The organism is Myxococcus sp. AM009 (genome assembly GCF_013372605.1).
GTDB classification, from domain to species: Bacteria; Myxococcota; Myxococcia; order Myxococcales; family Myxococcaceae; genus Myxococcus; species Myxococcus vastator.
Map to the genome: position 1 here is coordinate 39,467 of NZ_JABXEP010000007.1, position 21,558 is coordinate 61,024.

Below are 21,558 nucleotides of genomic sequence, written 5' to 3' on the forward strand. Positions count from 1 at the left end.
ACCGCGTCGGCTGCTCGTGGGCTGCGGCGTCCTGGGCGCGCTGCTGGGCGCCGGAGCCGGTCCGGCGGAGGGGGGATGGGATGGCGGGGTGGCGCCACGGCTCGCGCCGAAAGAACGGGAGGAGCCACGCCCCCCTGGGGCTTCCCGGAAGAAAGGCAGGCACATGCTGACGCGCGTCCCGTTGTCCCGGCTGACAGTCACTGAAGGAAGCCTGGCGCCCGGGCCCGGCGAGCAGCTCCTCGTCGAGGGGCCCCGCATGCGCGCGGTCGTACATGGAAGCACGACACGCAACGTGGCGCTGCGCTTCACCCTCCTGGGCCCCTCCGAGCGCCAGGTGGCCCTGGCCTCGGGAGAACAACGTCAGCAGGTGGGCCTCAAGCTCTTCGCGGTGGACGCGTGCAACGTGCTCTACGCGATGTGGCGGCTGGCGCCCAAGCCGGGCATCGTCGTCAACTTCAAGCGCAACCCGGGACAGCACACCAGCCGCGAGTGCGGAAACCGGGGCTACGCCATCCTGCGCCCCGCGCAGCACGTCCGGCTGGAAGCGCCCGCGCCAGGCGAGCTCCACACGCTGCGGGCCCAGCTCGACGGCAAGGTCCTCCGCGTCTGGGCGGACGACGCGCTCGCGTGGATGGGCGAGGTGCCCGAGGAGGCGCTCGCACCGGAGGCACCGGTGGGCCTGCGCTCGGACAACGTTCGGCTGAGCCTTCAGCTCTCCACGCAGCAGCCTTGAAGCACGCGAACACCACCACGGCCGCGAGCGCGCAGGCACGGCGCACGGCCTCCCATGAGCGCCACGTCGACCGCGCGGCGCCCAGGGAACGTGGCATTACAGCTGGGGCCGCGGGTCCGGCGCCTGGGGCTTCTCCTGCTCACGCTCGGGCAGCAGCTCCGCGCAGAGCGAGGACGTGTTCTGTGTGCACACGCCCCCGGCCTCCAGGTCGAACTGCCAGCGGTGGCGAGGGCACACCAGGTAGCGCCCCTCCTCCACCCAGCCCTCGGACAGGTCGGCGCCCTGGTGGGGGCAGAAGCGCTGGATGGAGAAGCGCCGCCCACCGGCCTCCACCACCGTGCGCTCCCGCTGCGACTCGGTGGAGCGGATGCCCTCGCAGAACTCGCGCATGTCCTCGATCTCCACCCCCAGGAAGCCGTGCAGCACCGGCTCGTATACGTCCGGGTTGCGGCTCAGGCGCAGGCGGAACGACAGCAGGAAGTCCTCCCACGTGAGCTTGCGGTCCAACACGCGCCCCACGTCGGCCGCGCTCGTCTTCAGCGTGTAGCGGACCTCTTCCTGGATGTTCGCCACCACGTGGACACGGCGCGCCTTGAAGTCCACGCGCAAGAGCTGCTCCGGGAGCTCCGTCAGCTCCACGTAGAGCGGCATGCCCACGCGCTCGTGCAGGTCCAGGAGGTCCAGCTTGCGCTGCAGCTCCACGCGCAGCCGCTCGTGAATCTCCGCCACCTCCGCGACGAGCAGGTTGCGCCGCCGCTCGCGGAACACGGACTCCTGCCGCTTCGCGTAGTCGTGCAGGTACGCCTTCATGTTCTCCGGCGTCACCCGCTCGGCCACCTGCGAGACGAACGCCAGCGACTTCGCGTCCAGCACGTCCCCGGGCATCGGCTCCAGGTAGCGCGTCTTCCCCTGGGGCAGGCGCTGCCGCAGGAAGGCGAAGAGCTGCGTCGCGTTCGGGAAGATGTTCACCTTCTCGAAGTTGAGGTGGAACTGCGCCGGGTCCAGGAAGGCCGCGGGCCCGGCCGCCGCGATGTACGCCCGCGGATGAAGCACCTCGAGCGTGCGCGCCACCGCCTCGAACTTGCTCTCCCGCTTCTTCAGCGCGATGGCCGCGTACGTCTCCGTCGGGTACTCGTAGCAGGTGGGGTGCCAGATGGCCCCGGAGAACTGCGCGGAGAACACGTCGATGGGCCCCTCCTCCGCGGCGATGCGCCCCATCCGGTCATGGAGCTTGCAGTCGTTGAGGTTGAGGAAGCACTGCCCATCACCACGCACCATCACCGCGGAGTCGCGGTTGGTCCCCTGCTCCGACACGAACAGCTTCACGTAGCCGCCCTTGATGGGGACCTCGTGGCCGTCCTCGCAGGCGATGACCCGCTTGCAGCCATACCTGGTGAACACGTCCTGCAGCTCGGAGCGGTGGAAGCGCGGCACCAGCACCGTGAAGTCCCGCTGCCGGAGGGTGGCCAGGAACTCCGGGTCGAAGTGGTCCTTGTGTTCGTGGCTGACGTAGAGGAAGCGCTCCTTGCCGGGCGTCTCCAGCTTCTCCCGCACGAGCGGCGCCAGGTGGTGGTTGCATGGCAGCTGCATCCACGCCGAGTCGAATGCCCCGCGGGACGACAGCCACGGGTCCATGACGACAATGGCCCCCGCCGTCTCCACGATGAACCCGGCGTGGCCCAGGAAAGTAATGTGCATGGGAAGTCTTCCTCTCTGACAGCCAGTGGGCCGGCCTGAACGCCGAGCCCCGACGACACAGGGCTGCCGGCGGCTGGCTGGCGCGTCGGCGCCCGCAAGGTGGGGAGGCCGAAGCCACACGCGCCACCCGCCCGGGAGGTGGACCTTCCCGTCCATGGACGCACGAAGGGCGCGGAGGACCTCGTCGGGTCCCCCACGCCCTCGTGGGACTGCGGACTTGCGCTCAGGCGCGCCCCCGGTCAGCGGGCGCGCCAGGCGTCAGCGGCTCACTGCTCCGGCGCGATTTCGCGCACGGACAGCCACTTGAAGTCCACGTCGTCGGTGCTGTCCCAACGGAACGTGGCGATGGGGCCGCCCCACGTGAGGGGAACCGCGCCATCCGCGCCGCCACAGTGCTCGGCGTCACCGCCCCAGTCACCGGCGTCCACGAAGTCGTAGATCTTCTCCCAGGAGACCTTGTCCGCGTTCTCGTTGAGGTACATCTCCAGGTGCACGGCCTCCTTGCCGTTCACCTGCGTGTTCCGCATCACCGTCTTGAAGCCCACCCAGCGGCCCGTGAGCGGCTCCGTCACCTGCTCGTAAGGCGCCTGCTCGTAGGAGACGTGCCACGCCTCCTTCTGGAAGCGGGCCCGGCCATCGAAGTGCAGCGCGCCCTTGTAGCTGCTGCCCTCGCAGCCCTCGTGGTCGTCGTTGTGCTTCCCGCCACGCGCATACATGTCGAAGTTGTCGGACTCATCGGACGCGGAGTTGAGCTTCACGAAGCCCGTCATCTCGATGTTCTTCCAGTCATTCGGCGACTGCATGTAGCCACGGCTGACGAGCACGTCGCGGTCATACGTGGCGATCTCACTCGGCTTGTAGCCGGTGGACGTGAAGACGTTCATGCGCACCTTGTCGCTCTTGAGATTCCAGGAGCCGTCCGAGTTGCGCGTGAGGTCGTCCTGCGGATCAAAGCGGCTGTCGGACATCGCGTCGTCGGCCAGGAACCACTGCTCTCCACCGGAGACGGACGGGTGGATCATCGTCACGCCGAACTTGTCCGCGCCCGACTCGCCAGGCGGCTCGGGCTCACCAGGCTGCTCGGACTCGTCGTCAGGCGGCAAGGTGGTCACCGGCTCATCCGGCGACGTGTCAGAATCCCCAGGCGCCGGGGTGCCGGGGGTCTGCTGTCCAGGAGGCTGCTCGGACGGAGAGGGAGCAGGCACCTGCGGAGACTGACCAGGGGTCTCGGTCTGCCCTGGCGTGTTCGAATCCTCGTTGCCAGCTTCATTCCCGCAGCCCGTGATGGCGGCCAGAGCGAAGAGCGCACCACACGTCGAGGACAGAAAACGATTCCGAGTCAAAATAGCGTCCTTACTGCTTGAGGCATGAGGGTGACGAGCCCCCAGGCGCCTATCGCCTGGAGTGCGCTCGACGCGTCCTTCCGTCGGGAGGAGTAGCTGCCCTCAGGGACGGTGACGCCTGGCTGGTCTCATAGCCCCGTGTTTGATTTTTCCAACCGGGACGGTTCCAAACCCATCGCCGTCAAAACCACTTCCCAAACATTCGGGATGTTTTTGGCTGCTCGTATGCCTCCTGTCCCACGGAGAGAGCACTGCCGCAGTTTGCCCGGGTTCTTCGGTTTTCCAGATGGATTACGGCTGGAATTCCTATTTGTGGAAGGCTCGGATGACTCTTATCTGACGCCACCATATGGATACCTTCCCAAGCGTCGGCAGTCCGGGCCTGTGGGCCGGCTTTGTCGCCTTCGTCATCGCGATGCTGGCGCTCGATCTGGGCGTCTTCCACCGCAAAGCCCACGTGGTGAAGTTCAAGGAGGCCCTGGGCTGGAGCGCGGTGTGGGTCAGCCTGGCGCTCGTCTTCGGCGCGGGGGTCTGGTGGAAGTTCGGGCCCGAGCCCGGCCTCCAGTTCATCACCGGCTACCTCATCGAGAAGTCGCTCTCGGTCGACAACATCTTCGTCTTCGTCGTCATCTTCTCGGCGCTGCGAATCCCTTCGCTGTACCAGCACCGGGTCCTCTTCTGGGGCATCCTCAGCGCGCTGGTGCTGCGAGCCATCATGATCTTCGCGGGCGTGGCGATGCTGGCCCGCTTCCACTGGCTCATCTACGTCTTCGGCGGCTTCCTCATCCTCACGGGCGTGAAGCTCTTCCTCCAGCGCAACAAGGAGGACAACCCGGAGGAGGGCGCGCTGATGCGGCTGGCCCGGCGGACCATCCCCTCCACCCCCAACTTCGACGGGCACCACTTCTTCACCGTGGAGAACGGCCGCAAGCTGGCCACGCCGCTGCTGATGGCGCTGCTGCTGGTGGAGGCGTCGGACATCCTCTTCGCGCTCGACTCCATCCCCGCAATCTTCGCCGTGACGACGGACCCCTTCATCGTCTTCACATCCAACATCTTCGCCATCCTGGGCCTGCGCTCCATGTTCTTCATGCTGGCCGGCGCGGTGGAGAAGTTCAGCTACCTGAAGGTGGGCCTCTCCGCGGTGCTCGTCTTCGTGGGCACGAAGATGGCCATCATCGACTTCGTGAAGGTGCCGCCCGCGGTGTCCCTGGTAATCATCGCCGGCCTGCTGGGCGCGAGCATCGCCGCGTCGCTCATCAAGGCCCGGCACACGCCCGCCGTCGACGTGCCTGACGTGCCCAAGCTCTGAGCCGCGCCGCGGCCTCACGCCGCAATCTCACGAAGCCCACTCCGCGCAGCATGCGGGGTGGGCATTCTTGCGTCCGGCGCAGCGGCGGAGACGGAGCCCGCAAAGCAGAAAGGCCGTGAGTCCCGATTCGGACTCACGGCCTTTCTTGAGTGGGCGCAGCAGGGTTTGAACCTGCGACCCCTGCCGTGTGAAGGCAGTGCTCTACCGCTGAGCTATACGCCCTTCTGCTGCCCGCCGCCGGTGTTGCCAGCCGCGAACGCGGGTGTAGATGCCATCCGCCCGCTCAGGTGTCAACGCATTTTCGACTACAGCGCGTCGAGCTTCTCATCGAGTTCGCGCAGCCGGCGCTTGAGGCCGGAGAGCTGCTTGCCCAGGCTCTTGAACTCGCTGCGAGGCGCGAAGTTCAGCGCCTTCATCAGCTCCTCCTGCCCCCGGTCGAGCGCCTGCTTGCCGCGCTGGGCTTTCCCAATGGCGTTGGCAATGGCCATGGCGCGGCGGTCGTCGGCCATGAGCTTCTCCATGGCCTTGCCCGACACGTTGAGGGCCTGCTTCTTCAGGTCGTCCTTGATTCCCATGAGGTGTCTCCCGCTCAGGGCTCGTCGATGAACTGCGTCTGCAGCTGCGCGAAGACGCGATCAGCGATGCCCTTGTACTTCATGCGCTCAATCAGCGGCTGCAGGTCGCCCTTCATGGAGATGCGGCGCTTGAGCACCGCCTCCACCGGGTCCAGCGTCCCCTTGAGGAGCTGCTTCCAGACGCTGTAGGGCGCGCGCGCCAGATACACCGGCTCCAGCTCCTCCAGGTCATCCGGATCCGCGAGGACGCGCGCCTTTTCGATGCGGCAGTCACCGGGGACGACGTGCACCACGAAAGCCTTCGCCAGCGTGCCGGGCTCGGCCTCCACCACCGCCCCGAAGTCGCCCTTCCAGCCTCTGCCGGCCATGGCGCACTCGGGATCCTCATTGGTGAGGCGGACCGCTTCGTCCACCCACTCCTTCGACGGGAACTTCGCCATCTGGACTCCTAGCCCCTCCGGAAGATGCTCTTGATACTGGAGAAGAGCCCCCGGTCGTCGCTCCCGCTGCTGCTGGAGCTGGGCACCTGCTGTGAGTGTCGCGACGCGACTTCCTGGAGCGCCCGCTTGAGCTGCTCCGGCGTGTCGCGGGTGGCGAGGTCCACCTTGCGCATGCCGCTCGCTTCCTCCACCGTCACCTGGAGCAGACACTCCTCGGTGAGGCGGAAGTCGATCTTCCGGCCAGCCGCGGCCGAGGGCACGCGCACCGTGCCCAGATATTCGTTGTCCACCAGCAGGTCGCTGTCCCCCTGGTAGATGTCCAGCTCGATGAAGGGCGAGCCCGGCTCCTTCGGAGGAGGCAGGCGGAAGCTCTTCACCATGGGGATCAGCGAGTTCTTCTCGATGATGCGCTTCACGCGCCCGTTGGGCATCGCGTAGCCAATGGGCATGGACAGCGCGTCCAGCAGCGTCACCGCGTCGATGCTGCCCAGCGAGTCGCCCAGCAGCGCCGCGCCCAGGGCCACGCACTCGTCCGGGTGGACGCCCTTGCGCGGCGCCTTGCCGAAGTGCGCTTGAATCTTCTGCTGCACCAGCGGCATGCGGCTCTGGCCGCCCACCAGGATGATTTCGTCGATCTCCGCGCGGGAGATGCCCTTCTCCTCCAGCACGCGGTCGCAGATCTCGAAGGTGCGGTCCACCAGGTCGCCGGTGAGGCTGTTGAGGAACTCGCGCGTCAGGGGGATGCGCAAATCCAGCGGCTTGCCCTTGCGCTCGTCGATGAAGGGCAGGTCGATGACGACGTTGGGGATCAGCGTGAGGTCGATCTTCGCCGCCTCCGCCGCGTTCTTGATGCGCTGGAGCGCGATGGGGTTCTCCGTGCCGAGGTCGAACTTGGTCTCCTCCCGGAAGCGCTCCAGCACGTACTCCATGATGCGGTTGTCGAAGTCCGCGCCACCCAGGAAGGTGTCGCCGCCCGTGGCCAGGACCTCGAAGACGTTGCCGGCCAGGTGCAGCACGGACACGTCGAAGGTGCCGCCGCCCAGGTCATAGACGAGGACCTTCTGATCCAGCCCCCGGTTGAAGCCGTAGGCCAGCGCCGCGGCGGTGGGCTCGTTGACGATGCGCTTCACGTCGAAGCCCGCCAGCCGGCCGGCCTCCTTCACCGCGTTGCGCTGGTTGTCGTTGTAGTAGGCCGGGACGGAGATGACCGCCCCTTCGATGGGGCCGCCCAGGAACTGCTCCGCGATGGTCTTCACCTGGCCCAGCACGAAGCTGGACACCTGGGGCAGCGAGTACAGCTTGCCGCCCATCATCACCGCGGCGTCCCCGTTGGGGCCTTCGACGATGTCGTAGGGGAAGTACCCCTTGAGGTCGTCCACCGCCTTGGAGTTGTACTTCCGCCCGATGAGCCGCTTGGTCCCCCAGAGCGTGTTCTTGGGGTTGGTGACCATCTGATCCTTGGCCACCCCGCCCACCAACAGGTCGCCGCGCGCCGACAGCGCCACGACGGAGGGCAGCGTGAGGTTGCCGCGATCGGTGGGGACGATCTTCGGGATGCGGTTGCGGACGGACGCCACCAGCGTGTTGGTGGTGCCGAGGTCAATCCCGATGATGCGAGGTCTGTCCGCCATGAAGTGAGGGGGCTCGTGCCGGAAGACGCCGCCCCTGATTCCACTGTCTATCACGTCGCGCACGGGAGTGCGCGTTTCTGGGCGACGGTGTCAGTCCGCCGGGTCCGATCCACCCGGAGGGGGACCCTGCTGCCCCATGGCTCCCTCGGGCTCCGCCTCCAGGGTGGACAGGGTGCACCGGTCGAACGGAGCGTCCTCCCCGCCGGGCAGCTCCTGGAGGAACCGGGACGGCCGCAGGAGGATGCGCTCCCCGTCCCGGGGCAGCACGGACTGGGGGTACACCAGCGCCAGGGTGTCCCGCGCCCGGGTCAGGGCCACGTAGAACAGCCGCCGCTCCTCTTCCTCCTCCTCAGGCAGGCGCGTGGCCAGGGACAGCGGAAACCGTCCGTCCGCCAGCCAGAGGACGAAGACGGCCCGCCACTCCAGCCCCTTGGCCTGGTGGACGGTGGACAGCGTCAGGCACGCCTCAGGCGCCCCCTCCCTCAAGGCCTCCCCCGCCGCGAACTCCGACACCAGGGCGATCTCCGACAGGAAGCGCGCCACGTCCTCGAAGCGGCCGGCGAACTCCGCCAGCTGGCGGACGTCGTCCTCCCGGTGCTCCTCCTCGGAGAACTCCGCCCGGAGGAAGTCCGCGTAGCCCCCGGCGAGGACGTCCTCGATGAGCCGCCCCGGTGAGGGGGGCGCCTCCGGGCGGGTCAGCCGCCCCATCAGGTCACCGAAGGCCTGGAAGCCCTGCCGCGCCTTGCGTGGCAGGTGCGCGCGGACGTCCGCATGGGCCAGCCCCTCCGCCAGGGGTGTCCCCTCCGGCAAGGCGCGCAGGGCGGTCCAGAGGTGCTCGGCCGTCGCCGGTCCCACGCCTGGGACGCGCCGGATGACGCGCTTGAAGGCCAGCTCATCCCCCCGGTTGTTCACCAGCCGGAGGTGGGCCAGCACGTCCTTGATGTGGGACTGCTCGAAGAAGCGGACGCCGGAGCGCACCCGGAAGGGGATGCCGCGCCGGGTCAACTCCAGCTGGAGCTCCAGCGAGTGATTGTGGGCCCGGTACAGCACGGCCATGGCCTCCAGGGACAGGCCCTGCTCCCGGAGCTCACCGATGCGCTGGGCCACGTAGGCGGCCTGCGCCCCGGCATCCCGGGCGGGGACGATGAGCGGCTTGACGCCCGGAGCCCGGGCCGCCGTCAGCACCTTGGGGAACTGGTTCGTGTTGAGGGCGATGGAGGTGTTGGCCAGCCGCAGGATCTCCGGCGTGGAGCGGTAGTTGCGCGTCAGCGCGTGGACGGAGCAGCCCGGGTAGCGTTCGGGGAAGCCGATGATGTTGGTGAAGTCCGCGCCCCGGAAGCTGTAGATGGACTGGCAGTCGTCCCCCACCACCGTGAGGTCCTTGCGCTCCCCGGCGAGCAGATCCACCAGGTCGCCCTGGAGCCGGTTGGTGTCCTGATACTCGTCCACGAGCACGCAGCGGAAGCGCTCGGTGAGCTGCGCCTTCACGTCCGGGTGGTGCGTCAGCAGGCGCTTGAGGTGTACCAGCAGGTCATCGAAGTCCATCAGGTGCATCTGCGCCTTGCGCTGCTGGAAGCGCGCGGCGGCGGCGAGCACCTCGGGCGCCAGCGGCAACATCTGCGGCCGGCGGTCCATCAGCACATGTGACACGGGCTGCTGGAGGTTGGCCGCCAGGGACACCAGGTCCAGCACCAGGTCTGGCCGGGGAAAGCGCTTGTCGCTCTTGAGGCGGCGCTCGGCGATGCACGTCACCATCAAGTCCCGCGCGTCCTCGCGGTCCAGCACGGTGAAGTTCCTGGAGAAGCCCAGCACGCCCGCGTACTGGCGCAGCAGCACGTGCGCGGCATGGTGGAAGGTGCCACCGAGGATGCGCCGCACGTCCACGAAGGCGCCGGCCAGCGCCTCCACCCGGCGCGTCATCTCCCGCGCCGCCTTGTTGGTGAAGGTGAGCAGGAGGATGCCTTCGGGGGGGACGCCCCGCTCCAGCATGCGCGCCACCCGGAAGGTCAGCGTTCGCGTCTTGCCGGAGCCCGCGCCGGCAATCACCAGCACCGGCCCCTCCCCCGCCTCCACCGCCCGCAGCTGCTCCTCGTTGAGGAGGGCGGCGTAGTCGATCCGCGGCGAGGGCGTCGCGGCCGGAGCCTGGAGCGTATCGGTGCGGGAGGCCATGGGGGCGCAGACTCTAACCGCCCCGGCGCCCCGGGACACCCGGATCAGGGGACGGGCTTGAGCGCGGTCAGTCGGGCGGACGCGGCCGCGCGGACCTGGGGCGACGGGTCCCGCGCCCGCGCCACCTCCAGGAGCAGCCGCCCCACCTCCGGCAGCTTCGTCGCCACCGAGTCCAGCGCGGCGGTGCGCTCCTTCACGCCGTTCTCCAGGCGGTCCCGCACCCCGCGGTCCGCGCACGTCTTCACGCCGGGCGTCTGCTCACGCAGCAGCAACTCCGCGTCGGCCAGCCGCGCGTCCGCCAGGCGCTTGGCGTCCATCGCCTTGCGCTCGAACTCCGCCAGGTCCTCAGGGAACTCGGTGCTCGCGCCCCGGGCGCGGGCAATGGCCGCCACGGCGAAGTTCGCGTTGACGGCCGCCGCGCACAGCTGCCGCGCCGACGCCAGGGGAACACGGCCCTCGGGCGTCACCGGCTCCTCCTGCGCCACCTCCAGCGACCACAGCGCCAGCTGCCGCGCCGCCACCGCCGCGGAGAAGTGCTGACGCCGCTCCTCCCGAATCTGCACCCAGCGCCGAAGGATGACCGGATCCGGCACGCCCGACTCGGCGGCGCGCTGGTACTCCGTGGACGCCTGGGCCAGCTGCCCCGACAGGTCCAGCAGCACCGCCACCGTGAGGTACATCTCCGCGCTGTTGGCGCGCTCTCGCAGGGAGTCCAGACGCGAGGACACCTCGTACTCCGCCACCGGCCTGGGCAGCGCCGCCAGCACCGTGCGCAGGGACTCCAGGGCGTGCTGGCGGATCAGCGGGTTGCGCGCCGCGCGCAGGCTCTCCAGCAGCGGATCCAACACGCGCACCGACACGTGCTGGCCCAGCTCCTCCGCCGCCTGCCAACGGTCCAGCGCGTCGGGCGCGACCAGCGCGCGGTTCAGGTCCTCCACCCCGCGCAGGTAGTGCCCCACGTGGGCCGCCTGGGCCGCGGGCTCCGGCCGGGCCAGGGCGGCGCGCTCGGCGCGGGCGCGGGCGAGCCGCTCCGGGAAGGCCGTGAGCTTCGGGCCCAGGGGATGGGCCTTCACCCGGGCCTCGGCCTCGTCCACCAGGCCGGAGACGAGCAGGCCTTCCACCTCCAGTTGCAGCAACAGGACGCGCGCCTCCTCGCGGTGCGCGCCGGCCGGGTGCTCCTTGAGGTACGCGAAGAGCTTCGTCGCGCCGGAGGCCTTCGCCTGGGCGAACGACTGGTCATCCAGGCGCGCCTCCACGTCCTGGCGGCGGGGATCATCCGGCGACGCGCGCAGGTACTCCGCCAGCTTGCGCGGATCCTCCGTGGTGGCCAGCTCGCGCGCCTCCGCCTCCGCCAGCAGGCGCTTCGCCTCCTCCCGCTGGACGCCCTCCGGGTGCTCCTGGAGGAACTGACGCCAGCCGGCGACGGAGTCCGTCTCCTTCGCCCCGTTGAAGCGCAGGCCCTCCAGCAGCGTCTTCGCCGTGCGCGCCTGGGACGCGTCGGGGTACGCCTCCAGGAAGCGCTTGTAGGCAATCACCGTGTGCAGGCGTTTGGCCTCCTCGAACTCCAGCTCCTCCAGCCGCGCCTCGGCCGCGTCGGTGTCCGCGTGCGTGGGATACTCGCGAAGGAAGGCGCGATAGCCGTCGATGGTGTCCTTCTTCGCCGCGCGGTCATACGGCGAGGGGAGGCAGCCAGTGGCCAGTAACAGGACGGCGAGGGCTCGGCGAAAGGAGGCCATGTCCCTGGAGCAATACCGCACCCGCGCCCACCCGGAAACCCGAGCCTGGACGGACGGTTGCCTGGGTAGGTTTTTTGACGACACAGCGTCCCGGGCGGACCATGTGCCCCCAGGACGCTACAGGGAGGTCGCACCATGAGGACAGTCACGCTGATGGGAATCCTCGCCACGCTGGCGACCGGCTGCGCCACCACGGGCGCGCCGCTGGAGCCATGGCTGGACTCCTACAGTCTTCGCTACCGCTCCGCCTCCCCGCCCGCCTTCCCGCGTGAGTCCCTGTCCAAGCAGGTGGCCACGGCGAACCGCGAGGCGCCCGCGGCGCGTCCCGGCAAGGTGGCCGCCCGCCCGGCCAGGGCGCCGGGTGGAAAGTCCCGCGCGACGCCGGCCCGGGCCACGCGCCCCACCCCCGTGGCCGGTGACGCCCGCGCCAGGGTGGTGACGACGGCGCGCTCGCTGGTGGGCAAGACGCAGGTCTCGCTCAACGGCCGGAAGTACCCGTCCGACTGCACGGGCCTCATCGAAGGCGTCTACGCCCAGGCCGGCGTCACCTTCCGGGGGACGGTGCGGCCCGGCGACAACGGCGTCACCGCCATGTACCGCTTCGCCCGCTCGCGAGGCCGCGTGTATTCGGAAGAGCGGCCGACCCCGGGCGACCTCGTCTTCTTCAACGAGACGTATGACCAGAACCGCGACGGGCGCCGCAACGACGGCCTCACCCACGTGGGCATCGTGGAGAACGTGAGCGCCAGCGGGACAGTCACCGTCATCCACCGCGTGCGCCGCGGCGTCGTGCGCTACCGCATGAACCTGGAGCGCCCGCACCTGCGGAGGGACCCGAAGACGGGCGAGGTGCTCAATGACATGCTCCGGCACCCGGGCCCCAACCGCGCGCCCGTCCTCACCGGGCAGCTCTTCGGAGGCTACGGCAGCGTGCTGCCCAAGCACCCCAAGGCCCAGAAGCCCGTCCCCGTGGCACTGCGGTAACGGGCTCCTGGACTCCGACTACGCGCGCGCCGTCCGGTCCCACGCGGCGCGCTGCGAGTTGCGCAGGAAGCGCCAGAACCCCACGACGATGGCCAGGTTCATGGTCACGAAGTAGTACGCCACCGACGCGGCCTTCTTCGCCGTGCCCCGCTTCAGCACCCCCGTCTTCCCCAGGTACGCGAGCGCGTAGAACAGCGCCTGGCTGAACAAGGTGAACTGGTAGAAGTGCCGGTCCAGCAGGAACAGGTTCGCCACCAGCGCCAGCACCATCAACGCGGGGGCGCACCAGCGCAGCAGCTTGTGCGACCAGAAGGCGAAGGCCGGGAAGCCCGCGGTCGGCAGCAGCAGACCGGGCACCATGCGGATGCTCTGGAAGTTGCCCGCGGCGATGCGCGCCCGGCGGCCGAACTCCTTGCCGTAATCCTCCGTGGTCTCCTCGTGCGCCACGGCGTGCTCTTCGTAGACGACCTTGTAGCCCTGCTCCAGGATGCGCAGCGGAATCACGAAGTCGTCCACGATAGTGGACGGCGGCAGTTGGGTGAACAGCGAGCGCCGGATGGCATAGAGGCCACCGTTCGCCCCCACCACCGCGCCGCGCCGCCCCTCGTACATCTTGATGAGCGACTCGTAGCTCCAGTACGCGCTCTCCTCGTAGTCCTGCTTCGTGGGGTTGTAGAGCCGCAGCTTGCCGCAGACAGCCCCCACCTCCGGGTCCTCGAAGTGGCGCACCAGCCGCTCGATGGCCTCGGGTTCAATCATCGTGTTGGCGTCGGAGAGGACGACGATGTCCCCCCGCGCCACGGGGATGCAGCGGTTGAGCACCGTCGTCTTGCCCGCCCGAGGCGCCGGCGACAGCCGCACCCGCGCGTCGGAGCAGCCGCGGACGAGCTCATCCGTCCCGTCCGACGAACCATCCGAACCGATGAGCACCTCGAACCGCTCCGCCGGGTACGCCAGCGCGAGGCTGTTCTCCAGCTTCTGCTGGATGCACGAGGCCTCGTTGTAGGCCGCCACCACCAGGCTCACCGAGGGCAACGCCCGCTGCCCGCCGGAGCCCTGCTTGACTGTTTCCGCGCGCCGTACATCGCGGGCGTTCTTGAGCACCTGCGCGGCCCCCTCGAGCAAAAAAAGGCTCAAGGGGTAGAGAAAGTAAGTGTGCGCGAGCAGCAGCACCGCACTCCAGAAGAAGACCTCCGCCATCAACCCTGCCTCCCAAGCACCCAGTCCTCGAAACGGGTCCGGGTTCAGCAAGAGGCGTGCCTCCTCCACGCACTTGAAATCACACGCAGTGGCGCCACGGAGGGCTCGGCGCTGGGTGCGGGACTGGACTTTCTCCAGCCCTCGCGCTTGAGGACGCGGTCGTCGTTTCAGGGCGAGGCGGCGTCCGCGTCAATCTGCGCGATCAGCCGAGCCGCCGCCTGGTGGTTCGGGTTCAGCGCCACGGCGTCGTCCAGGAGTGAACGAGCGGTGGCCGTGTCCTTCAGCTTCAGCGCCACGCGCGCGCCGAGCAGGTAGGCGCGCAGCAGCGTGCTGTCAGCCTGGCGCAGCGCATCCAGCGCCTTGGCCACCGCCTCGAGCGACTCCGGCGGCGACCCGGCGCTCATCGCGTACTCGGCCCGAACCAGCGTGCTCCACGGATGCGGTGCGCGCTCCACGTTGCGCAGACGCTCTGCCAGGGCCAGGGAGTCCGGCGCCGCCAGGACAGCGGCATGGAGGGCGCGAGCCTTGAGCCGTGCCGCCGCGGCGCTGGGCGGCTCGGACTCCGGCGCCTTGCTCAACTGGGACAACTGCACGTCCAGTTCCTTGCGCAGCGTATCGGTGGTGACACGCAGGGACGCCATGTCGCGCGCGTTGGCCTCCTGCTCTTGCTGGAGCGAGGTGCGGCGAGCCACCTGTTCGGCCAGGACGCGCATCTTCGCCGCGGCCTCCAGCCCCCGGGCAATGGCATCGCCCCGGAGCCGCAGCCGTTCGGAATCGGCCTGGACGTCGGACAGCTTCAGGGTGAGCGCCACCGCCAGCTCGGCCTGGACGTCGACGTAGCCGGGATTCGCGATGGCGATGACTCGCAGCCGCTCGATGGCCTGCTCGCGAGAGGCTGCGTCATCCCGACGGAGCAGCACCGATGCTCGGTCCGTCGCCTCCACCACGGTGGCGGGAATCTCCACCCCGCGATTCTTCAGCGCGACGTAGCCCAGCGAGGCCACCACGAGGAGCCCGAACAGGCTGGCCAACACAACTCGGGGACGGATTCGTTGAGCGCCGCCGTTCTCGAACGCTCGCGCGCCGTCCATCGACAGGCGGGTCGACGCAATCAGGTCCGGAGGGAGCTCCAGCGGGGCCCGGCGCGACGCGGCTCCCGCCAGAGGGCCCAGGTCCGAGCCTCTGGAGTCGTCGAGGGAGCTCGGCCCCCCTGTCCCCGTGCCCGGCGTGGCGGCGGGCTCCGCTTCAGGAGGGAGCTGGATGCCACCATCAGCGCCGGACAGCGGTGACAGACCGAAGGGGCTCGTCGACCGGACGCCCGCGAAGGGTTCGGCGGCATCGAGTGCGGGCATGGGAACGGGCGGCACGGAGCCGAAGACCCGCTTCGACCCCACAGGCGCCTCGGAGGCAGGCGGCTGAACGGCGCTGAACGTCTGACTGCGCCCCAGCGGCGCCACGGAATCACTCGCGGGAGGCGCGGCGAATCCAACAGGGACGCCGTCCGGCGAGGCGGCGCCCTGGGATGCAACCTGCGCCCCGGCGGCGTGAACCGGGCTCACGGGAGGAGGCGTGGGCACAGAGCCCGGGTCTGGCGTCATGGAGGCGCCAGCCCGCGCGGGAGCGTACGCACCAAAGGTCTGGGTCGCGTGACCTGGTGCCACGGAGCCATGTCCGGCACTCACTGGCGACCCAGGTTGCTGTCCGGGAACCGCGCCGTAGGTCTGCGTCCTTCCCACAATGGGAATCGCAGGTGCCACCGGAGGCACCGCGCCGAACGCCTGTGTCCCGGCTCCGGGAGCCCCGCCCTGCGGCGAGGCGCCGGCATCGGCCGCCGGTCCCCTGAAGGGGATTGTCCCGAACGCCTGCGTCCGCGGCTCGGAGGCGACCGGAGGCACCGCGCCGAATGCCTGCGTCGCGTTGCTTGCATGCCGCGGGCCCGGCACCTCGGCGAAGGCCTGCGTCCTGCCCACTGGGGGCGCCGCCCCGAACGCTTGCGTCGCGTTGCTCGCTGCCGGAGCGGCCCCGACGGTCCGCGGGGTTCCAACGGGAGGCACCGCTCCAAACGCTTGCGTCGCGTTGTCGGCGCCCTGCCCCTTCGAGGCCACCGCACCGTACGACTGCGTCGTACCCGCTGGCGCCCCCGGCAAAGGTGTTTGCGCCGGACGCTCCGCGGCCCCCGCGCCGAACACCTGCGTCGTCGTCGTGACGGACGCACCCGCCGTGGCGCCAGGGGGCGTCCCCCCGAAGAGCTGCGTGGACTTCATGCTCGAGCGCGCGGGCGCCGCCCCGCCCGTCACCGCCGGCGTTGAAAGCGAGGGCGGCGGCGCGCCGTGTGGCGCGGCCTTGAACACGTGACCACAGCGCGTGCACTGAACGGAGGCGCCGCCCGGTGGCAGCAGGCGGGAGTCGAGGACGTACTGCATCGAGCACTGAGGGCACGAGATCTGCACCCGACGTGCTTACCACACGGGCCCGGCGTCCGGAGGCGCTCCAAGCGCCGCGGCCGCCCGGAGGGTCTGCAACTTGGCAGCACCCACGCCACGAACGGCATCCACGTCATCCCAGCTCTTGAACCCGCCCTGCGCCTCGCGAGCCTCCACGAGGCTCCGCGCCAGGGAACGCCCGACGCCTGGGAGCAGGGCGAGCTCCTCTTCGGTCGCCGAGTTCAAGTCCAACGGACGCCCCAGGGCCAGCGCCTGCGCCCCGGTCGGCACCGCGCCGTCACCGCAGACGGCCACACCATCCGGACGGATCCGCACTGACGCAGCGGCGCAGTCCAACGCGGGCGCCGCATCCGGCCAGCGCAGGCGTGCGATCACGCCCACGCCCAACACCCCCAGCGCCACGGCGGCGAGCGCGGCGGTGCGGCTCGCCACGCCCTCAGACCTTCTCGCCCATCAGGGCCGCCGTCTCGGAGACGGCGGAGACGCCCTCCGGCGGCATCGGCTGATCCAACCCGAAGGCGGTGTGCAGCGCGCGCACGGCCAGCTCCGTGTACTTGGCGTGGACCACGCACGACACCTTGATCTCCGACGTGGAGATCATCTGGATGTTGATGCCCTCGGCGGACAGCGCCTGGAACATCCGCGCCGCCACGCCCGAGTGATTGCGCATACCGACGCCCACGATGGACACCTTGGCGATGTCCCCGTCCGTCTCGATGCCGGACGCGCCAATCTCCTCGGCGACCTTCCGCACCACTTCCTGCGCGGTGACGAAGTCCGTCTTGCCCACGGTGAAGGTCACGTCCGTGCGGCCATCCTTGGACGGGTTCTGAACGATGAGGTCCACCACGATGTGCTTCTCATTGAGCGGACCGAAGATCTTCGCCGCGGCGCCCGCGACGTCCGGCACACCGCACACCATGATCTTCGCCTCGTTGCGGTCATACGCGACGCCGCGGACCAGCACATCCTCCATGGAACTGTCCTCCTCACACACGAGGGTGCCGGGGTCGTCGGTGAAGGACGACTTCACCCACAGCGGCACCTTGTACTTCATGGCGAACTCGACCGAGCGGATCTGCAACACCTTGGCGCCCACGCTGGCCAGCTCCAGCATCTCCTCGTAGGTGATGCGGTCCAGCTTGCGCGCGGACGGAACCATGTTGGGGTCGGTCGTGTAGACGCCGTCCACGTCCGTGTAGATTTCACAGGCGTCCGCGTTCAGCGCGGCGGCCACCGCCACTGCGGTAGTGTCGGAGCCGCCACGGCCCAGCGTGGTGACGCTGCCGGACTCGTCCACGCCCTGGAAGCCCGCCACCACGACGATGTGCCCCCGGGCCAGCGCGGCGCGGATGGGCTGCGCGTCGATGCTCTTGATGCGCGCCTTGGAGAAGGTGCTGTCGGTGACGATGCGCACCTGGTGCCCGAGGAAGCTGGTCGCCTTCCCCTGCTGGGCGTGGATGGCCATGGCCAGCAGGCCGATGGTGACCTGCTCACCGGTGGCCACGACGACGTCCTGCTCGCGCTCGTCCGGCCGGTCGGTGATCTGCGTCACCAGCTTCAGCAGCCGGTTCGTCTCGCCGGACATGGCGGACACGACGACGACCACGTCATGCCCGGCCTCCTGGGCGGCCAGACAGCGAAGGGCCACGTTCTTGATGCGGGCCACGTCACCTACGGAGGTACCGCCATACTTCTGGACGATGAGTGCCACGGCGCCTGCAACCTCCCTCTTCAGACGGGCGGGAGCTATACGAGCCCGGCCGCTGGGTGTAAAGCGCCGGCCAGCACCCCCGCACCCGTTTACGCTAGGGTGCCCGCCCTTTCGCCGCACCCCTTGGAGCCCCGAATGTCGCGCCCCCGTATCCTCATCGACGGTGACACCCTGAAGCTCGAGGAAATCCTCCAGGTGGCTCGCAACGAGGCCACCGTGGAGCTGTCGCCCGACGCCGCCACCCGCGTGCGGGCCTCGCGCGCCCTGGTGGACCGCGTCGCCGCCGGAGACACGCCCGCCTACGGCATCAACACCGGCTTTGGCACGCTGGCCGAGGTCCGCATCGACAAGAAGGACCTGCGCGACCTCCAGCGCAACCTCATCCTGTCCCACGCCTGTGGCGTCGGCACGCCCCTCCCCCTGCCGGAAGCCCGAGCGCTGCTGCTGCTGCGTTGTAATGTGCTCGCCAAGGGCTACTCCGGCATCCGCATGGAGACGCTGGCCCTGGCGCTGGACATGCTGAACCGGGAGGTCGTGCCCGTGGTCCCCGAGCGGGGCAGCGTGGGCGCCTCCGGAGACCTGGCCCCGCTGGCGCACCTGGCGCTCGTCCTCATCGGCGAAGGCGAGGCCTTCTACCAGGGCCAGCGGATGCCCGCGAAGCAGGCGCTGGAGCGCGCGGGCCTGCAGCCGGTGGTGCTGGAGGCCAAGGAGGGCCTCGCCCTGGTGAACGGCACCCAGGCCATGTGCGCCGTGGGCACCCTGCTCCAGCTCCGCGCGGAGTCCCTGGCGGACCTCGCCGACGTCGCGGGCGCCATGACGCTGGAGGGCCTGCTGGGAAGCCACAAGCCCTTCATCCCCGAGATTCACGACGTGCGCGCGCACCCGGGCCAGAAGGACGTGGCAGCGCACCTGCGGCGCATCCTGGTGGGCAGCGAGCTGGTGGAGTCACACATCCACTGCAGCAAGGTGCAGGACCCCTACTCCCTGCGCTGCATGCCGCAGGTGCACGGCGCGGCGCGTGAGGGCATCGCGTTCTCCCGACGCATCCTGGAGGTGGAGGTCAACAGCGCCACGGACAACCCGCTCGTGTTCGCGGACACGGAGCGCATCGTGTCGGGCGGCAACTTCCACGGCCAGCCCATCTCCCTGGCCATGGACGTGGTGGCCATGGCGCTGACGCAGCTGTCGTCCATCAGCGAGCGGCGCGTGGAGCAGCTCGTGAACCCGGCGCTGTCCAACCTGCCCGCGTTCCTGGCGAAGAACTCCGGGCTGAACTCCGGCTTCATGATCGCGCAGGTGACCAGCGCGGCGCTGGTGGCCGAGTCCCGCGTGCTGAGCCACCCCGCGTCCGTGGACTCGATTCCGTCGTCCGCGGGCCGCGAGGACCACGTGTCCATGGGCATGACGGCGGCGCTCAAGGGCCGTCAGGTCAGCGACTTCGCCCGCTCGTGCCTCGCGATTGAAATCCTGGTGGCGGCGCAGGCCCTGGACTTCCGCCTGCCGCTGAAGCCCGGCAAGGGCGCCCTCGCGGCGTACGAGCTGGTCCGCTCGAAGGTCCCCCACATGGACAAGGACCGCGAGCTGCACCGGGACATCGAGGCGGTGACCCAGCTCGTCGACTCCGGCGAGCTGCTCGCGGCGGTGCGCTCCGCCACGGCCTGATGCCAGGACGAAAAACGTCGAGCGCCCACCGCTGGTGAAGGCCTGGATCCGAGCACCTCCGCTCGTTGCATCCAGGCCATTCACTTCACGTTCGGCGTAGCCGTCCGGTGGACGTCGTGCCGGAAGGCTTGATGACGGGCGGGGCCCGTGCGCGGCACCGCATGCGCCAACGCGGGGCCATTCGTCGCGGACGCTTTTCAATCAAGATATTTCTAAAGTATGCCTCCCTCCACGGGAGGCAGGGATGCAGCGACTTCGGGTCTTCGAATCGATCTCGGTCGATGGGTACTTCACTGACGCTCGCGGCGACATGAGCTGGGCGCACGCTGGCCGGGAGGATCCTGAGTTCGCCGACTGGGTTGGGAGTAACGCGCGCTCGCGCGGCGCGTTGCTGTTCGGCCGCAAGACGTACCAAATGATGGAGGCGTACTGGCCGACGCCGCTCGCAATGCAGCAGATGCCGGTCGTCGCCAAGGGCATGAACGCCGCGGCGAAGTTCGTCGTGTCGAGGACGATCCAGCCGACGTGGAGCAACACGCAGCTCCTGAAGGGCGATTTGATTGAGGCCGTGCGCGCCCTCAAAGCGAGCGGTGGGCCCGGCATCACCTTGCTCGGCAGCGGCAGCGTGGCCACGCAACTCGGCGAGGCAGGGCTCGTGGACGAGTACCAGTTCGTGATTGTCCCGGTCGCGCTGGGTGGCGGGCGCACGGTTTTCACGAAGCCATGCAAGCTGCGGCTCCTGGATCAGCGCGCGTTCCGCTGTGGAAACCTGGTGCTCACCTATGGAGCAGCGTAGGGGTACACCACGAGCAGGATTAGCGGGCGCTGGCGACCTCCGGGGCCTTGAGCTGGCGGCGTAGCTCGTCCGTGGGAATCGACGGCGTCCCCTCTGACGTCATGAGCGTCTGTCCATCCTCGGAATAGAGCGCCGGGCGCCGGTACAACATCCGAAGCGCGTGCAGGTGCGGGTACACCTGCGACGCTTCGGGGTTGAGTTCGCGCAGCTGCTTGCGAAGCAGCGGCGCGAACTTCGGGCTCATCGCCGGGAAGATGTGGTGCTCCTGATGGTGGCTGAAGTTGTAGTGCAGCCAGTCCATCACCGGATGCGTCGCCACGCTGGCCGTGTTCACGAAGGGGTTGTCGGACTCCTCGTGCGCGGCCAGCAGCCAGTGGTTGGTGGCGATGTAGATCATCAAGGTGACGTTGCCGATGAGGAGCGGAAGGATGAGCGCATAGAGCGCCCCTAGCGGCCCCATCCACCAGCCCACCGCGACCCAGCCCAGCGTCACGAGCACCGTGAGGATGCGCTCCCGCGTCCGGTGCATGTGCACATGCTGGAACTGCGGCAGCCGGCTGTGGTGCCAGAGGAACGCCTGTCCCTGCGCGGTGAAGAAGAAGCTGAAGCTGACGAAGCTCAGCAACGAGCCCGAACCCGGGGACATCGCGTGGAACACCTTGGCGAACCACTGGGTCCGCCACTCACTCTGACGCGGCAGGATGTCCGGGTCGCGAACCAGGACGTTCGCCGCGCTGTGGTGTGCCTGGACGTGCCACGCCCGCCAGTTCCCAGGCGTCACCAGGAATGGGCTGAAGCCCACCCAGCCCAGGAGACTCTCGAGCGCCCTGCTGCGGAACACCGCGTGGTGCAGCGCCTCATGCGCCGCGAGCCCCACGGCCGTTACCAGTTGCCCGAGCACGAACGAGATGAGCAGGCACGCCCACCACGGCAGCCGCCCGCTTCCCGCGGCCCACATCAAGCCCCCCATCACCGGAACCAGCCCGAGCGCGATGACGCCTCGCAGGGGCTGCGGCTGGAAGGACTCCGGCGGCATCACCCGGCGCAGCTCGGACCGCAGCCGCCGGGGGTCATCGGCGGGAATGAAGCCCGCCTGCGGAATCGAAGAACTCATGCGTTCA

At 69.2% G+C, this 21,558-nt stretch carries 18 protein-coding genes and 1 tRNA gene; 6 read left to right on the top strand and 13 right to left on the bottom strand.

Going from position 1 to position 21,558, the window contains the following annotated elements; genetic code table 11:
- Window positions 1–163: 163 nt before the first annotated feature.
- Window positions 164–733: a hypothetical protein gene (locus HV824_RS03255; protein WP_255207721.1), complete on the top strand. Its 570-nt coding sequence runs from the start codon at window positions 164–166 to the stop codon at window positions 731–733.
- Window positions 734–829: 96 nt separating this feature from the next.
- Here the strand turns inward: HV824_RS03255 and HV824_RS03260 are convergent, their stop codons facing one another.
- Together HV824_RS03260 and HV824_RS03265 are read right to left on the bottom strand one after the other, a co-directional pair.
- The gene (locus tag HV824_RS03260) at window positions 830–2,431 is read right to left on the bottom strand and encodes a Rieske 2Fe-2S domain-containing protein (RefSeq protein ID WP_176415470.1); all 1,602 of its coding nucleotides are present in this window, start codon (window positions 2,429–2,431) and stop codon (window positions 830–832) included.
- A gap of 266 nt (window positions 2,432–2,697) precedes the next feature.
- Entirely contained in the window at window positions 2,698–3,774 is a 1,077-nt protein-coding gene (locus HV824_RS03265) for a carbohydrate-binding protein (RefSeq protein ID WP_176422629.1), read from the bottom strand.
- A gap of 349 nt (window positions 3,775–4,123) precedes the next feature.
- Between HV824_RS03265 and HV824_RS03270 the strand changes: the two genes are divergently transcribed.
- Window positions 4,124–5,086: a TerC family protein gene (locus HV824_RS03270; RefSeq protein ID WP_176415468.1), complete on the top strand. Its 963-nt coding sequence runs from the start codon at window positions 4,124–4,126 to the stop codon at window positions 5,084–5,086.
- Between the two features lie 150 nt (window positions 5,087–5,236).
- Here HV824_RS03270 and HV824_RS03275 read toward each other — a convergent pair.
- The 6 genes from HV824_RS03275 to HV824_RS03300 form a co-directional block, all read right to left on the bottom strand.
- Window positions 5,237–5,308, bottom strand: a tRNA-Val gene (locus tag HV824_RS03275).
- A gap of 83 nt (window positions 5,309–5,391) precedes the next feature.
- Window positions 5,392–5,661 carry a hypothetical protein gene (locus HV824_RS03280; RefSeq protein WP_176415467.1) on the bottom strand — a complete coding sequence of 90 codons (270 nt, stop codon included), beginning with the start codon at window positions 5,659–5,661 and terminating at the stop codon, window positions 5,392–5,394.
- Between the two features lie 14 nt (window positions 5,662–5,675).
- Complete coding sequence (locus tag HV824_RS03285) at window positions 5,676–6,101, bottom strand: hypothetical protein (protein WP_176422630.1); 426 nt, start codon at window positions 6,099–6,101, stop codon at window positions 5,676–5,678.
- 8 nt (window positions 6,102–6,109) lie between these two features.
- Window positions 6,110–7,732: an Hsp70 family protein gene (locus HV824_RS03290; RefSeq protein WP_176415465.1), complete on the bottom strand. Its 1,623-nt coding sequence runs from the start codon at window positions 7,730–7,732 to the stop codon at window positions 6,110–6,112.
- Window positions 7,733–7,822: 90 nt separating this feature from the next.
- On the bottom strand, window positions 7,823–9,901 hold the full coding sequence (locus HV824_RS03295; protein ID WP_176422631.1) for an ATP-dependent helicase: 2,079 nt from the start codon (window positions 9,899–9,901) through the stop codon (window positions 7,823–7,825).
- A gap of 44 nt (window positions 9,902–9,945) precedes the next feature.
- Window positions 9,946–11,637 (bottom strand): HEAT repeat domain-containing protein, encoded by a 1,692-nt coding sequence (locus HV824_RS03300; protein ID WP_217917049.1) that lies wholly within the window; start codon window positions 11,635–11,637, stop codon window positions 9,946–9,948.
- Between the two features lie 135 nt (window positions 11,638–11,772).
- Between HV824_RS03300 and HV824_RS03305 the strand changes: the two genes are divergently transcribed.
- Entirely contained in the window at window positions 11,773–12,621 is an 849-nt protein-coding gene (locus HV824_RS03305; protein WP_176422633.1) for a CHAP domain-containing protein, read from the top strand.
- 18 nt (window positions 12,622–12,639) lie between these two features.
- Here the strand turns inward: HV824_RS03305 and HV824_RS03310 are convergent, their stop codons facing one another.
- Together HV824_RS03310 and HV824_RS03315 are read right to left on the bottom strand one after the other, a co-directional pair.
- Complete coding sequence (locus HV824_RS03310; protein WP_176422634.1) at window positions 12,640–13,821, bottom strand: glycosyltransferase family 2 protein; 1,182 nt, start codon at window positions 13,819–13,821, stop codon at window positions 12,640–12,642.
- A gap of 167 nt (window positions 13,822–13,988) precedes the next feature.
- A complete protein-coding gene (locus HV824_RS03315; protein WP_255207722.1) occupies window positions 13,989–15,173 on the bottom strand; it encodes a lipopolysaccharide assembly protein LapB in 1,185 nt (394 codons plus the stop codon).
- A gap of 850 nt (window positions 15,174–16,023) precedes the next feature.
- On the opposite strand from HV824_RS03315, the gene HV824_RS37125 reads away from it, so the two are divergent.
- Entirely contained in the window at window positions 16,024–16,176 is a 153-nt protein-coding gene (locus tag HV824_RS37125; RefSeq protein ID WP_255207723.1) for a hypothetical protein, read from the top strand.
- Between the two features lie 104 nt (window positions 16,177–16,280).
- On the opposite strand, the gene HV824_RS03330 is transcribed toward HV824_RS37125, so the two are convergent.
- Together HV824_RS03330 and HV824_RS03335 are read right to left on the bottom strand one after the other, a co-directional pair.
- Window positions 16,281–16,697 (bottom strand): helix-hairpin-helix domain-containing protein, encoded by a 417-nt coding sequence (locus HV824_RS03330; RefSeq protein WP_176415460.1) that lies wholly within the window; start codon window positions 16,695–16,697, stop codon window positions 16,281–16,283.
- A gap of 4 nt (window positions 16,698–16,701) precedes the next feature.
- Entirely contained in the window at window positions 16,702–17,979 is a 1,278-nt protein-coding gene (locus HV824_RS03335) for an aspartate kinase (protein WP_176422635.1), read from the bottom strand.
- 135 nt (window positions 17,980–18,114) lie between these two features.
- Between HV824_RS03335 and hutH the strand changes: the two genes are divergently transcribed.
- Window positions 18,115–19,641, top strand: a complete 1,527-nt coding sequence (hutH, locus tag HV824_RS03340; RefSeq protein WP_176415458.1) for a histidine ammonia-lyase — start codon at window positions 18,115–18,117, stop codon at window positions 19,639–19,641.
- Between the two features lie 244 nt (window positions 19,642–19,885).
- Complete coding sequence (locus HV824_RS03345) at window positions 19,886–20,437, top strand: dihydrofolate reductase family protein (RefSeq protein ID WP_176422636.1); 552 nt, start codon at window positions 19,886–19,888, stop codon at window positions 20,435–20,437.
- A gap of 19 nt (window positions 20,438–20,456) precedes the next feature.
- Here HV824_RS03345 and HV824_RS03350 read toward each other — a convergent pair whose 3' ends face one another.
- On the bottom strand, window positions 20,457–21,551 hold the full coding sequence (locus tag HV824_RS03350; RefSeq protein ID WP_176422637.1) for a fatty acid desaturase: 1,095 nt from the start codon (window positions 21,549–21,551) through the stop codon (window positions 20,457–20,459).
- Window positions 21,552–21,558: the final 7 nt, after the last annotated feature.

What these genes read in the sequence shown, in the direction of transcription:
- HV824_RS03255 (WP_255207721.1), top strand. Translation starts at nt 164, where the DNA reads ATGCTGACGCGCGTCCCGTTGTCCCGGCTGACAGTCACTGAAGGAAGC.
- HV824_RS03260 (WP_176415470.1), bottom strand. Translation starts at nt 2,431, where the DNA reads ATGCACATTACTTTCCTGGGCCACGCCGGGTTCATCGTGGAGACGGCG.
- HV824_RS03270 (WP_176415468.1), top strand. Translation starts at nt 4,124, where the DNA reads ATGGATACCTTCCCAAGCGTCGGCAGTCCGGGCCTGTGGGCCGGCTTT.
- HV824_RS03280 (WP_176415467.1), bottom strand. Translation starts at nt 5,661, where the DNA reads ATGGGAATCAAGGACGACCTGAAGAAGCAGGCCCTCAACGTGTCGGGC.
- HV824_RS03285 (WP_176422630.1), bottom strand. Translation starts at nt 6,101, where the DNA reads ATGGCGAAGTTCCCGTCGAAGGAGTGGGTGGACGAAGCGGTCCGCCTC.
- HV824_RS03290 (WP_176415465.1), bottom strand. Translation starts at nt 7,732, where the DNA reads ATGGCGGACAGACCTCGCATCATCGGGATTGACCTCGGCACCACCAAC.
- HV824_RS03295 (WP_176422631.1), bottom strand. Translation starts at nt 9,901, where the DNA reads ATGGCCTCCCGCACCGATACGCTCCAGGCTCCGGCCGCGACGCCCTCG.
- HV824_RS03300 (WP_217917049.1), bottom strand. Translation starts at nt 11,637, where the DNA reads ATGGCCTCCTTTCGCCGAGCCCTCGCCGTCCTGTTACTGGCCACTGGC.
- HV824_RS03305 (WP_176422633.1), top strand. Translation starts at nt 11,773, where the DNA reads ATGAGGACAGTCACGCTGATGGGAATCCTCGCCACGCTGGCGACCGGC.
- HV824_RS03310 (WP_176422634.1), bottom strand. Translation starts at nt 13,821, where the DNA reads ATGGCGGAGGTCTTCTTCTGGAGTGCGGTGCTGCTGCTCGCGCACACT.
- HV824_RS03315 (WP_255207722.1), bottom strand. Translation starts at nt 15,173, where the DNA reads ATGCCCGCACTCGATGCCGCCGAACCCTTCGCGGGCGTCCGGTCGACG.
- hutH (WP_176415458.1), top strand. Translation starts at nt 18,115, where the DNA reads ATGTCGCGCCCCCGTATCCTCATCGACGGTGACACCCTGAAGCTCGAG.
- HV824_RS03345 (WP_176422636.1), top strand. Translation starts at nt 19,886, where the DNA reads ATGCAGCGACTTCGGGTCTTCGAATCGATCTCGGTCGATGGGTACTTC.
- HV824_RS03350 (WP_176422637.1), bottom strand. Translation starts at nt 21,551, where the DNA reads ATGAGTTCTTCGATTCCGCAGGCGGGCTTCATTCCCGCCGATGACCCC.